The organism is Burkholderia sp. AU19243 (assembly GCF_018148075.1).
GTDB classification, from domain to species: Bacteria; Pseudomonadota; Gammaproteobacteria; order Burkholderiales; family Burkholderiaceae; genus Burkholderia; species Burkholderia latens_A.
Genome location: NZ_JAGSTV010000032.1, coordinates 1 through 12,070, shown reverse-complemented (window position 1 = coordinate 12,070; position 12,070 = coordinate 1). Strand labels below are relative to the sequence as shown.

Sequence of the window (12,070 nt, the reverse complement as noted above, 5' to 3'; positions counted from 1 at the left end):
GCGGACGCGGCGCCCTGCTGCGCGCGAACCGGCGCCTGCGGCGCGGCCGCCGCGGCCTGCGCGCGCGCGATCAGCGCTTCGCGCTGCTGCGTCAGGCGCTTCGCGTGCTCGACGAGCCACGGTGCGGGTTCGGAAGCCGCGGCCGGCGGCGTGGCCGGCGACGGCGACGCGTGGGCTGCGGCATGGGCATGCGCGCGAGCGTCGGTTTCGGTGTGGGCGTCCGTATCGGTGTCGAACGATGACGGTTCCGCGGGCGGCTGAGCGGTGTCGGCGCTCGCGCCGAACACCGACGAGAACACGTCGGGCAACCCGCCTTCGCCGGCCGCATACGGATTGACGGCCGGGCGCGCGTGCACGGCACCCGGACGCGACACGATGCCCGGCACTGCGGCAGCCGGTACGGAATCCGTGCCACGCGGCACGACGGTGCGCGCACGCGCGGCGGCCGGCGGCGCGACCGCCGCGAGCTCGGAGTCGGCAAGCGCGACGATTTCGACACTGCCGTCATCGAGCGTGCGGTTCGACAGCACGACGGCGTCGGCGCCCAGCGCCTCTCGCACGAGACGAAGCGCGTCGCGGCTCGTCGCGCCGGTGAATTTGCGAATGTTCAAGCGGAACCCCCGATGACGTTAACGACTTTGATCGTGCGTGTGTCCGGCACTTCGGCATACGACAGCACTTTCAGTTGCGGCAGGCTGCGGCGCAGGAAGCGCGCGAGCATCGCCCGCAGCGCGTGCTGCACCAGCAGCACCGGCGGCAGCCCGAGATTCTGTTGACGCAGCATCGCCTGTTGCGTGCCGGTCAGAAGGTTGTGCGCGAGGCCGGGCTCGAGGCCCGGGTTCGCGCCGGTCGCGAGCGCCTGCGACAGCACGCGCTCGAGATTCGAATCGAGACCCATCACCTGCATCTCGCCCGCGCCCGGATACCACTGCTGCGTGATCGCGCGGCCGAGCGCCAGCCGCACCGCGGCGGTGATCTCGTACGCGTCGCCGCGGCCCGCGTGTTCGGACACGGCCTCGAGAATCGTGCGCATGTCGCGAATCGGCACGCCTTCGTCGAGCAGGTTCTGCAGCACCTTCTGCAGCGTGGTGAGCGAGATCGTCTTCGGCACGAGATCCTCGACGAGCGACGGCGCATCCTTGCCAGTGCGCTCGACGAGCGCCTGCACTTCCTGGCGGCCGAGCAGTTCGGCCGCGTGCTGGACGACGAGATGGTTCAGGTGCGTCGCGACGACCGTGCTCGCATCGACGACGGTGTAGCCGTACACCTGCGCCTGCTCGCGCAGCGCGACGTCGATCCACACGGCCGGCAGCCCGAACGCCGGATCCTGCGTCGCGGCGCCCGGCAGCGCGGCCGTCACCTGGCCCGGGTTGATCGCGAGCCATTGGCCCGGGAACACTTCGCCCGAACCGATCTCCACGCCCTTCAGCGCGATCCGGTATGCGTTCGGCCGCAGTTCGAGGTTGTCGCGGATGTGGATCACCGGCGGCAGGAAGCCGATTTCCTGCGCGAATTTCTTGCGGATGCTCTTGATGCGCTTGAGCAGCTCGCCATCGCTGTTCTTGTCGACGAGCGGAATCAGCCGGTAGCCGACTTCGAGGCCGAGCGGATCGATCAGCTGCACGTCGTCCCAGGTCGCCTCGTGGCTGTCGGCCGGCAGCGCGGCGGGCGGCGCGATCTCGGTCAGGTCGCCGGCCGCGACGCGCGCGGCCGCCCGGCGCGACTGCAAGCGGGCCAGCCAGATCGCGCCGCCGCCGAGCAGCAGGAACGCGAAGTGCGGCATGCCGGGGATCAGCCCCATCAGCACGATGATCGCGCCGGTAATCGTCAAAACGCGCGGGTTCGTGAACAGCTGGCCGGTGATCTGCGTGCCGATGTCCTCGTCGGTCGCGACGCGCGACACGATCACGCCGGCGGCCGTCGAGATCACGAGCGACGGGATCTGCGCGACGAGGCCGTCGCCGATCGTCAGCAGCGTGTAGTTGGTGCCGGCCGCGGCGAACGACATGTCGTGCTGGACCATCCCGACGATCAGCCCGCCGATCACGTTGATCGCCATGATGATCAGGCCGGCAATCGCGTCGCCGCGCACGAACTTCGACGCGCCGTCCATCGACCCGTAGAACTCGGCTTCCTGCGACACGGCGAGACGGCGCTTGCGCGCCTGCTCTTCGTTGATGAGGCCCGCGTTCAGGTCGGCGTCGATCGCCATCTGCTTGCCCGGCATCGCGTCGAGCGTGAAGCGCGCGGACACTTCGGCGATCCGCCCCGCGCCCTTCGTGATCACCATGAAGTTGATGATCATCAGGATCACGAACACGACGATGCCGACCGCGAAGTTGCCGCCGACGAGGAAGTGGCCGAACGCCTCGATCACCTGGCCGGCCGCATCGGGGCCGGTGTGGCCCTCGAGCAGCACGACGCGCGTGGACGCAACGTTCAGCGACAGGCGCAGCAGCGTCGAGAACAGCAGCACGCTCGGGAATGCGGCGAAGTCGAGCGGCTTCATCGTGTACATGCTGACGAGCAGCACCATCACGGACAGCGCGATGTTGAACGTGAACAACAGATCCAGCAGCAGCGGCGGCAGCGGCAGGATCATCATCCCCAGGATCATGCAGATGAGGATCGGGCCCGCGAGCGCGCGCAGGTTCGTGCCCGCGAACGGGTTCGCACGCTTGGCGAACAGGCCGGTAGTCGGGGTGCTCATGCTGCGTGTCCTTGCTTGCCGAGCGTGTCTTCGGCTTCTTCGCGCTCGTCGTCGGCCGATACCGTCGAACCCTTGTCGAGTTCGGCCGGCACGTCGAGATCGACCGGCGCGGCCGGGAACGCGCCGCCTTCCGAGCGGAACCGCCGCAGCTGATAGACCCACGCGAGCACCTCGGCGACGGCCGAGTACAGCGAGCCGGGAATCTCGCGTTCGATTTCGACGTTGTGATACAGCGCCCGCGCAAGCGGCGGCGCCTCGAGCAGCGGCACGTTGTGCTCGGCCGCGAGTTCGCGGATGCGCGCGGCGACGAGGTTCACGCCCTTCGCGACGACCTTCGGCGCGCGCATCTCGCCGTCCGTGTACTGCAGCGCGACGGCGAAGTGCGTCGGGTTCGTGACGACCACGTCGGCCTTCGGCACGGCGGCCATCATCCGGCGCCGCGCGATCGCGCGCTGCTGCTGGCGGATGCGGCCCTTCACGTGCGGATCGCCTTCGTTCTCGCGATGCTCGCGCTTCACTTCTTCCTTTGTCATGCGCAACTTCTTGTTGTACTGCCAGAGTTGGTAAGGCACGTCGAGCGCGGCGACCACCAGCATCCCGGCGACCGTCGTGCCGCAGCACACGGCCACCAGATGCATCGCGTCCGCGAGCGCCGAGCCGAGCGGCTGAGTCGCGAGGCCGAGCAGTTCGTCCTTGCTGCGCCAGATCGCGATCCCGCCGATCCCGCCGACGACCAGCGTCTTCGCGAGCGACATCCCGAGCTGGATCGGCCCCTGGATCGAGAACATCCGGCCGAGGCCGGCGATCGGGTTCAGGCGGTCGAATTTCAGCTCGAAGGTCTTCTGCGAGATCAGCCAGCCGCCGAGGGCCATCGGCGCGAGCAGCGCGGCGAGACCGGTGAGCGCAAGAAGCGGCAGCAGCGCGGCAAGGCCTTCGACGCTCGCGGCACCCGCTGCGGACAGCATCCGGTGCGTGTCGAACGCAGTCGCGCGATCGAACGCGAACGCGCCGCGCAGCATCGCCTGCAAATGAGCGCCCGACGGACCCGCGAGCAGCCACGCACCGTAGAAACCGGCCGCGAGCAGCGCGAACGAAGCGAGTTCGCGCGAGCGCGCGACCTGCCCCTCCTCGCGCGCCTTCTCGCGGCGCCTCGGAGTGGCGGCTTCGGTTCTGTCGAGATCGCTCTCGTCTGCCACGGGGCCTCCAGTCGGGTACGGCGAAATGCCGTTTTCCAGTGACACCGATTATTCATGCGCACGTCAAACGCCGATCCGTCGAGCAAAGCCGGGAAAGGGGGGTATTTCGGGGAATCGGGCGAGCTGGTGCGGCGGGGGCGAAGCCGAGGAAGCGCGGGGGGTGAGGCGAGAGGCCGGTGAATTGATGGCAGCCGAAGCGGGGAGCGGGATGCGGGAGCGGGAAGCCGCGAAGCGGAAGGGGGAGAAGCGAACCGGTCCAGGCCAGGCGGCGAACGACCGGCCCCGGCGCGACGGCGTCGCGCACGGGGCGGCCGGCATTCAGATCGCCGGAATCGGATCGGCGCCGTAGCGATTCGGGCCGTTCGTGCCGCGCGAGCACATCCACACGAGCAGCAGGATCCCGCCGACGATCGGAATCAACGCGATCAGCAGGAACCAGCCCGAGCGGCCGGTATCGTGCAGCCGGCGCACGGTGACCGCGAGGCTCGGGAGCACCAGCGCAAGCGACACGATCAGTGCGACGAGCGCCAGCAGCAGCGAAATCGCCCCCGTCTCGCGGCCGACGGCGGCGAGCACCTGGCACGCGAGCGACACGATGCCGGTGAGCAGCGCGAAATACCAGTATTCGGCGCGGCGCGCGCGGCCTTCGAATTTCGCGTACTGGTTGAATACGGAACGAATGGCTTCGGTGAAATTCATGTTATTGCCCTCATGTTTTATATTGGCGACCCCGGAAACAACGCGGGCATTATAAATTTTAATTTCCGCGCATTGCATCTGTTTTTCGCACACCGGCAACCCGTCTGCCTCAAAGTCGCGCAGAAGCCGCCGCAATGGCCGAATGCCCCGCCATGGCCTTGCATGTCACGTCATTTTAATAATCACGGCGCTCCCGACAGAATTAGAAGCCGAATAATCCATGGCTTGATTACAGCCGCATGAAAGGCGCTGCAACCGATAATCGCGGCGATCGCCCGGCACGCGATTTATCGGGCGAGAGGGAACAGCGGGATTGCCTTGGCACGTTGCGGATCGCACCTGGCGCCGCGCTGGCCGCCCGCAGCGGCCGGAGTGACGAGCTAGCCGGCCGCCGCCTGCTCCAGCACGCGCAGATCGAGCTTCTTCATCTTCATCACTTCCGCCATCACGCGTTCGGCGCGGGCCGGGTCGCCGGCCATCAGTTCGGGCATTTGCACCGGCACCACCTGCCACGACACGCCGAAGCGGTCGCGCAACCATCCGCACTGTTGCGCGCGCTCGTCGCCGCCTTCGGCCAGCGCCGCCCAATAGCGGTCGATCTCGTGCTGGTCGCGGCAGTTGACGACGAACGACACGGCCGGCGTGAGCGGAAACGCAGGGCCGCCGTTCAGCGCGAGAAACGCCTGTCCGTCCAGTTCGAACGACACCGTCATCACCGTGCCCTCGGCCTGGCCCGACGCCTGGGCGCCGGACTTGCCGTAGCGAGCGACGTGCAGGATGCGCGCGTCGTCGAACACCGACACATAGAAGTTCGCGGCCGCCTCGGCGTCGCGGTCGAACCACAGGAACGGCGTGATGCGTTGGATGCGCTGGCTCATGGCGCTGCCTCCTCGATGTCGTACCGGCACCGGTGCCGGTCTTATATCGTAGGCGCTGAAACGGGATGGTGCGCGCGGCCGGCGCGTAGTACGCAACCAGGGGCGGACGAAAAAAGGCGGCGGTCGCACGCCCCCTTTCCGCGGTCGTCGTACGCGCGCGTCAGAACGCGACGTAAGGCTGCGCGCCGCCGCTCGACGTCTTGTCCATCCCGAAGTAGATCGTCTTGCCGTAGAAATGCGGCATGCCGAGATCGAGCCAGCCGTCCGGGCCGAACGGGCCGGCAATGTCGTTGAACGCGAACGTCGACGAATTCGCGAACACCGAATCGGCGTTGACGACCGGCATCGATACGCCGCCCGACGTGCCGTTCTTGCCGGTCAGCGTCGCCGTATAAGTGGTCGGCGACGACGGGCAGTAGAACTGCGTGTTGGTCGAACAGACCTTCTGCGCCGGATCGTTGAAGAAGTACGCGTTCGAGCCGGTATCGAAGAACGCGGTCACGCTGTTGCCGAGGAACGTCGCGCTCACGTCGCCGGTCGTCGTCGACGTCAGCACCGTCGACGCGCCGAGCGCGTTGTTGCTCTGCGTGCCGATCCCGAACGTCAACAGGCCCGTTGCGCTGCCCTGCCCGCTGTTCGAGATGTTCGGCATCTGCACGATCACGCCGTTGTTGTCGGTCGCGAAGCGGTGGACCGGATTGGCCACCTGCTGCGTGGCGGGCACCAGCGCGACCGTGCAGCTCGAATTGCCGTTCGGGCACGCGTAGTAATTGTTGTACGTCGGCGACGTCGACGTCGCGCAATTGGTGCCGCAGTCGAGCGGCGCCGGCCCGATGCCGAGAATCCCGTTCGCGCCGAGGTCGCCCGCGGTGTTGGCCGAGGTTCTCGCACCGTTGTTCGAGCACGAACTCGGCACGTTCGTCGTGCCCAGATCGCCGATGATCTGCACCGGCAGCGAACTCGCCTGCTCGTTGCCGATCGACAGGTCGACGGTTCGCACCGACCCCCACGTGTAACTCGACACGAACTTGCCGCACTCGGCGACCGGCGCGCCGCCGCTCGTCGTCTGCGGCAGACCGTTCAACACGCCGGACGACAACGCGCTGCTGACGAGCCGCAGCCCGTACGACGCGGTGTCCACCAGCACATTGTTGACCACCTGGCAGTTCGACGTGCCGGGCGCGCAGATCTTCAGGTTGACGGTCGGGATGTTGATCACGTGCGCGACGCCGGTGCCGACCGAGATCACCGCCGTGTTCCCGGTATTGCCGTCGGACACGCTGGAGCCGCCGCCGCTAGTGCCGCCGCTGTTGCCGCCGCTCCCGCCGTTGTTGTCGTCGCCGCCGCCGCAGGCGGTCACGAGCAGCGCCGTCGCGGCCGCGACGCTCAGCAGGCCGAGCCAGCGCTTGAAGGTACGAGGAATTCGCAAGATCGCTCTCCCGCTGTCACTGGATGTCGGTGCCGGTCAGCCCGGCAGGCAGCGCGTTCGGCAGCCATGCCTGGCCCGCGAACGCGCCCATGTGGCCGCCGGTGCGGATCACCAGGCCGGTCGTATCGACGGACACCGGCGCGCGCCAGCCGCGCGCCGCATGCGCGGCTTGCACGCCGGCGGTGTACTGCGGGAAATAGCTGCCGAGCAGCGATTCGAGGTCGGGCATGCTCGGCCCGCGCCATGCGAGACCGAACACGGTGCCGCCGGCGGTCGTGTATTCGTGGATGATCGTGCCCGATCCGAGCGTGATCTCGCGGACGGTGTACGCGGCGGCGTTCGCCTGCGCGCCGTCGGCCGAGCGCATCGCGCGCTGCATCGCGCGCACGGTCGCGGCGTGATCGTCCGCCGGCGGCGACATCGGCGCGCCGCCCAGTTCGGCGTGTGCGTGGACCGACCACAGCACAGCCGTTGCAGCCGTCGCGTGCACGACGGCCCAGCCCAAGCGTTTCAGCTTCACGTTCCCCCCCAAGGGACTGGTTTCGCTGCCCGACGCGCCGCAATCAGATCCGGCGCCGCCAGTCAACAAATAAGAATCGCAAGAATGGCGCTTCGTTGCCTGCTGACGCGTAGTATGCCTGCGGAGTGTGTCAGAGTGTCAATTGGTCGCAGTATGACGCGACGCAACATCGCGTGCGGAACGCACGCCGCGGGAGGGGGGGAACTCTGCGCACGCGCTGCCCATCGGGCCGCTGTGCAGCGGCGCCGATGTCACGCGATGCAACCGCGCAGGATCAGAAACCGAGGCTGGCGAGCAGGTCGTCGACCTGCGCCTGATCCTGCACGACGTCGGACTTGCCTTCCGGCGCGATCTGCGGCCCGTTCAACAGCGACTCGGGGCTGCCGGTCGCGCTGATCTTCTGCTCGGCCGCGAGCGCGGCCGCGGTCGCCGCGAACTGCTCGCGCCGCTCGGGCGCGATGTTCTCGACGAGCACGGTCAGCAGCTGCTGCTCGATCAGGTAGACCATGTCCATGATCTTCTTGATCACCTGCCCGGTCAGATCCTGAAAGTCCTGCGCGAGCATGATCTCGAGCAGTTGCGCGCTGGTCGCCGATGCGGCTTCGGGCAGTGCGTGCAGGAACGTGCGCGTGTCGTGCATCAGCTCGCGCACTTCCGCGTGCTCGATCGGCGCCGCGTACCACTGCGCCCAGCGCGCGTCGAGCGCCTCGGCCTCGTTGTGGATGCGTTCCTGCATCGGCTTCGCGATCTCGATCGCGTTCAGCACGCGCTCGGCCGCCTGCTCGGTCATCGTCGCGACGTAGCGCAGCCGGTCGCGCGCGTCGGGCACGGCTTCCGCCGCGCGCTCGACGTGCTTGTCGAGCCCGAGTTCACGCATCGAATCGCGCAGCGTGCGCGTGACGTGGCCGATGCGGGCGAGGATCCGGTCGCTCGCGTAATCGGCGCCTTCGGCATGGCCGTCGGCGTTGACTGCCGCGCCGGCAAGCGCCGCATGGATCGGCTCGTTCACGTTCAGCTCCCGGCCTTGGCCATCTTGTCGATGATCTTGTTCAGCTTCTCGTCGAGCGTCGCGGCCGTGAACGGCTTCACGACGTAGCCGCTCGCGCCCGCCTGCGCAGCCGCGATGATGTTCTCCTTCTTCGACTCGGCCGTGACCATCAGCACCGGCAGGTGCGTGAGCGTCGCGTCAGCGCGGATTTCCTTCAGCATCGCGAGGCCGTCGAGGTTCGGCATGTTCCAGTCCGAGATCACGAAGTCGAAGCCGCCGCCACGCAGCCGTGCGAGGCCGGCCGCGCCGTCCTCGGCTTCGTCGACGTTCGTGTAGCCCAGCTCCTTCAGCAGGTTGCGGACGATCCGGCGCATCGTCGGGAAGTCGTCCACCACCAGGATTTTCATGCTCTTGTCCATCGTCGTTCCTTTGCAGATTCGTTACCGTCCGGGCACGCAGCATCGCACGCGCCCGGTGACATTTCATTCAGACGCGCTGCACGCGGTCGCCCATCGTCGCCAGTCGCGCCATCACGCGCCGGCTCATCTCGGCGAGCGGCACGATCTCGTCCGCGCCGCCGAGCGCGATTGCCTCGCGCGGCATCCCGAACACGATGCAGCTCGCCTCGTCCTGCGCGAACGTATACGCGCCCGCGCGTTTCATGTCCAGCAGGCCCGCCGCGCCGTCGCGGCCCATCCCCGTGAGGATCACGCCGATCGCGTTCTTGCCCGCGTGCTGCGCCGCCGAGCGGAACAGCACGTCGACCGACGGCCGGTGGCGGTTCACCGGCGGCTCGTCCGACAGCTGCGCGATGTAGTTCGCGCCGCTCCTCGCGAGCAGCAAGTGCGCATGGCCGGGCGCGATGTATGCGTGACCCGGCAGCACGCGCTCGCCGTGCTCGGCTTCCTTCACCGCGATCCGGCACAGCCCGTTGAGCCGTTGCGCGAACGATTTCGTGAAGCCGGGCGGCATGTGCTGCGCGATCAGCACTGCCGGCGCATCCGGCGGCAGCGGCGTCAGCACCTCGCGAATTGCCTCGGTGCCGCCCGTCGACGCGCCGATGATGATCAGCTTCTCGGTACTGACGAGCGGGTTGTTGACCATCGGCGCCGCCGGCTGGCCGCTGGCCGTGCGCGCGGCGGCCTGCGGCTGCGGCGCCTGGCGCACGCGTGCGCGCGACGCCGCACGGATCTTGTCCGCGAGCTTTTCCGCGTAGTCGAGCATGCCGTCGCGAATGCCCACCCGCGGCTTCGTGACGAAATCCACCGCGCCGAGTTCGAGCGCGCGCAGCGTGATTTCCGAGCCGCGCTCGGTCAGCGACGACACCATCACGACCGGCATCGGCCGCAGGCGCATCAGCTTCTCGAGGAAGTCGAGGCCGTCCATGCGCGGCATTTCGACGTCCAGCGTCAACACGTCCGGGTTGTGCTGCTTGATGAGCTCGCGCGCGACGAGCGGATCGGGCGCGGTTGCGCACACCGTCATGTCGGGCTGGCTGTTGATGATCTCCGTCATCAGACTGCGGATCAGCGCCGAATCGTCGACGCACAACACTTTGATCTTCTGCACTGCGGTCATGCCTCCTGCTTTCTCGAAAGGTTGGCCGCATAAGAGCTGCCTGTCTTCACGCCGGCCGCGGGCGCGGCTGCGCCGCCGCGCGCGCCGAACAACTCGATGCGCGGCCGGGCCGGCGGCGGCGCGGCCGGCCGCTTCGCCGCGAACAGCTCGACGTGCGCGCGCGGCCGTGCGGCGCGCAGGCGCTCGGCCTCGCGCGCGAGCGCGGCTTCGCGCTCGGTCACGCCCGGCACCTGCAGCCGCAGCTTCTTCACCATCGCGCGGCCGGAGCGCGGCATGAACGCGACCTTGCGCGGATGCACGCCCTGCAGATCCTCGGCGGTGATCCGGATGCGTTCAAGCGCCAGATAGCGGCGCACGAAATCCGCGTTGCGGTCGCCGATGTTGATCGTCGTCATCCCGGCCAGCACGGCCGCGCCGCCGAACACCTTCGCCTCGATGCGCTCGCGGCGTCCGCCGGCCTTGATCAGTTCGTTGATCAGCACTTCCATCGCGTACGCGCCGTAGCGCATCGCGTCGGACGCGGCCGCGCCGGCATCCGCGCCGTCGTCGGGCAGCATGAAGTGGTTCATCCCGCCGATGCCCGCGAACGGATCGTGCAGGCATGCGGCGACGCACGAGCCGAGCACGGTCATCAGCACCATGTCCTCGGACGTCATGTAGAACTCGTTCGGCAACAGCTTCACGCCCGGGCGTTCGAAGTGATTGTCGAAGTAGCGATTGGTCGCGATCGGCAGGGCGCTCATCCGCGTTCTCCGTAAGCGGGCGCGCCACCCGCGACGCGTGCGGCCATGCGCGGCGGCACCGCGGCCGGCGTGGCCGCGCCGCGCGCACGCGCACCCTGCGCGGCATCGCGCGTCAGTTCGTATACGGTCTGCCCGCGCAGCCGGAACGCCTGCGTGACGTACGTGAAGTTCTCCGAATGCCCGGCGAACAGCAGCCCGCCCGGCTTCACGAGCGGCTCGAAGCGCGACAGCACCTGCCCCTGCGTCGGCTTGTCGAAATAGATCATCACGTTGCGGCAGAAGATCGCGTCGAACGGCTTGCCGATTCCGTAGTCGGCATCGGTCAGGTTCAGTTGCTCGAAGCGGATCATCGCGCGCAGTTCGGGGCGCACCTTCACGCGGCCGGCCTGCGCGCCGGTGCCTTTCAGGAAGAAGCGCTTGAGCCGCTCGGGGCTCAGGTGCTTGACCTGGTCGTACGTGTAGATGCCGGCGTCGGCCTTCGCGAGCACCTGCGTGTCGAGGTCGGTCGCGAGGATCGACGCGCCGCGCGCGGCCGATTCGCCGAGCGCCTCGATCAGCGTGATCGCGATCGAGTACGGCTCCTCGCCGGTCGACGCCGCCGAGCACCACACCGAGACCGGCGCCGGCCGCGTCTTCACGAACTCGGCGAGGATCGGGAAATGGTGCGACTCGCGGAAGAACGCGGTCAGGTTCGTCGTCAGCGCGTTGGTGAACGCTTCCCACTCGAGCGGATCGTCCTCCTGCTCGAGCAGGTCCAGATAATCGCGGAACGTGTCGAGGCCGCGGGCGCGCAGCCGGCGGGCAAGCCGGCTGTACGCCATGTCGCGCTTGTGCTCGGACAGCGAGATCCCGGCGCGTTGATGAATCAGCGCGCGAATGCGTGCGAAATCCGCGCCGGTGAACGCGAAGTCGCGCCCGGGCTCGCCCGCACGGGGCGAGGCTTCCGGGGCATCGGATCGAAACGGTGCGCGCGCGGACGGCATGGCTTAGAAGGTCTCCCAGTCGTCGTCGGATCCGCCGGCCGCGGCGACCGCCGGCTTCTCGCCGTTCAGCGCCGGACGCACCAGTGCGGGCTTCTCCGTCGGCTTGCCGGCCGGTGCAGCCGACGCCTTCGCGAGGCGCGGGCCGTAGCCGCCGGCGGCCGGCGCTTCCTTCTGCGCGCGGGCGGCGGGCTCGGCCGTGCGCTTCGCATCGTTGCCCGACGCCGGGGCGGCGGCATGCGGGGCGCTGGCGGCACGGCGTGCCGCGGGCTGGGCCTGTCTCTTATACACATCTCCTAGCCCACGAGACCCGGTTCCTAATCTCGTATGCCGTATTATGCTTTAAAAA

General features: G+C 68.3%; 11 protein-coding genes and 2 pseudogenes. All 13 read right to left on the bottom strand.

The annotated features are described in order from the left end of the window. Positions 1-611: pseudogene (flhF, locus tag KDW55_RS28980) on the bottom strand (flagellar biosynthesis protein FlhF); the annotation flags it as partial. Further along, the gene (gene flhA / locus KDW55_RS28975) at positions 608-2,710 is read right to left on the bottom strand and encodes a flagellar biosynthesis protein FlhA (RefSeq protein WP_040142912.1); all 2,103 of its coding nucleotides are present in this window, start codon (positions 2,708-2,710) and stop codon (positions 608-610) included. The pseudogene flhF and the gene flhA, both read right to left, overlap by 4 nt. Beyond that, positions 2,707-3,906, bottom strand: coding sequence for a flagellar biosynthesis protein FlhB (gene flhB / locus KDW55_RS28970; RefSeq protein ID WP_212149681.1), 1,200 nt, complete (start codon positions 3,904-3,906; stop codon positions 2,707-2,709). Before flhB ends, flhA begins: the two co-directional genes overlap by 4 nt. A gap of 318 nt (positions 3,907-4,224) precedes the next feature. Next, the gene (locus KDW55_RS28965) at positions 4,225-4,605 is read right to left on the bottom strand and encodes a DUF805 domain-containing protein (protein WP_040142906.1); all 381 of its coding nucleotides are present in this window, start codon (positions 4,603-4,605) and stop codon (positions 4,225-4,227) included. 380 nt (positions 4,606-4,985) lie between these two features. Further along, complete coding sequence (locus KDW55_RS28960) at positions 4,986-5,483, bottom strand: VOC family protein (RefSeq protein ID WP_040142904.1); 498 nt, start codon at positions 5,481-5,483, stop codon at positions 4,986-4,988. 160 nt (positions 5,484-5,643) lie between these two features. Beyond that, a complete protein-coding gene (locus KDW55_RS28955) occupies positions 5,644-6,912 on the bottom strand; it encodes a DUF3443 domain-containing protein (protein WP_040142902.1) in 1,269 nt (422 codons plus the stop codon). A gap of 16 nt (positions 6,913-6,928) precedes the next feature. Then, positions 6,929-7,432 (bottom strand): DUF2844 domain-containing protein, encoded by a 504-nt coding sequence (locus KDW55_RS28950; RefSeq protein ID WP_040144856.1) that lies wholly within the window; start codon positions 7,430-7,432, stop codon positions 6,929-6,931. Between the two features lie 274 nt (positions 7,433-7,706). After that, entirely contained in the window at positions 7,707-8,441 is a 735-nt protein-coding gene (gene cheZ / locus KDW55_RS28945) for a protein phosphatase CheZ (protein WP_059548026.1), read from the bottom strand. A gap of 2 nt (positions 8,442-8,443) precedes the next feature. Continuing rightward, a complete protein-coding gene (gene cheY, locus KDW55_RS28940) occupies positions 8,444-8,839 on the bottom strand; it encodes a chemotaxis response regulator CheY (RefSeq protein ID WP_006754880.1) in 396 nt (131 codons plus the stop codon). A 67-nt stretch (positions 8,840-8,906) separates the two neighbouring features. Then, the gene (locus tag KDW55_RS28935) at positions 8,907-9,998 is read right to left on the bottom strand and encodes a chemotaxis response regulator protein-glutamate methylesterase (RefSeq protein ID WP_040142900.1); all 1,092 of its coding nucleotides are present in this window, start codon (positions 9,996-9,998) and stop codon (positions 8,907-8,909) included. Next, positions 9,995-10,741, bottom strand: a complete 747-nt coding sequence (gene cheD, locus KDW55_RS28930; RefSeq protein WP_059548028.1) for a chemoreceptor glutamine deamidase CheD — start codon at positions 10,739-10,741, stop codon at positions 9,995-9,997. The genes KDW55_RS28935 and cheD overlap by 4 nt, the downstream gene beginning before the upstream one ends. Next, positions 10,738-11,724: a CheR family methyltransferase gene (locus KDW55_RS28925; RefSeq protein ID WP_040142898.1), complete on the bottom strand. Its 987-nt coding sequence runs from the start codon at positions 11,722-11,724 to the stop codon at positions 10,738-10,740. Before KDW55_RS28925 ends, cheD begins: the two co-directional genes overlap by 4 nt. Before the next feature lie 3 nt (positions 11,725-11,727). Then, a pseudogene (locus KDW55_RS28920) lies at positions 11,728-11,985 on the bottom strand (methyl-accepting chemotaxis protein); the annotation flags it as partial. Positions 11,986-12,070: the final 85 nt, after the last annotated feature.

Coding starts and splice junctions, on each gene's coding strand:
- flhA (WP_040142912.1), bottom strand. CDS start 2,710: ATGAGCACCCCGACTACCGGCCTGTTCGCCAAGCGTGCGAACCCGTTC.
- KDW55_RS28965 (WP_040142906.1), bottom strand. CDS start 4,605: ATGAATTTCACCGAAGCCATTCGTTCCGTATTCAACCAGTACGCGAAA.
- KDW55_RS28960 (WP_040142904.1), bottom strand. CDS start 5,483: ATGAGCCAGCGCATCCAACGCATCACGCCGTTCCTGTGGTTCGACCGC.
- cheY (WP_006754880.1), bottom strand. CDS start 8,839: ATGGACAAGAGCATGAAAATCCTGGTGGTGGACGACTTCCCGACGATG.
- KDW55_RS28935 (WP_040142900.1), bottom strand. CDS start 9,998: ATGACCGCAGTGCAGAAGATCAAAGTGTTGTGCGTCGACGATTCGGCG.
- cheD (WP_059548028.1), bottom strand. CDS start 10,741: ATGAGCGCCCTGCCGATCGCGACCAATCGCTACTTCGACAATCACTTC.
- KDW55_RS28925 (WP_040142898.1), bottom strand. CDS start 11,724: ATGCCGTCCGCGCGCGCACCGTTTCGATCCGATGCCCCGGAAGCCTCG.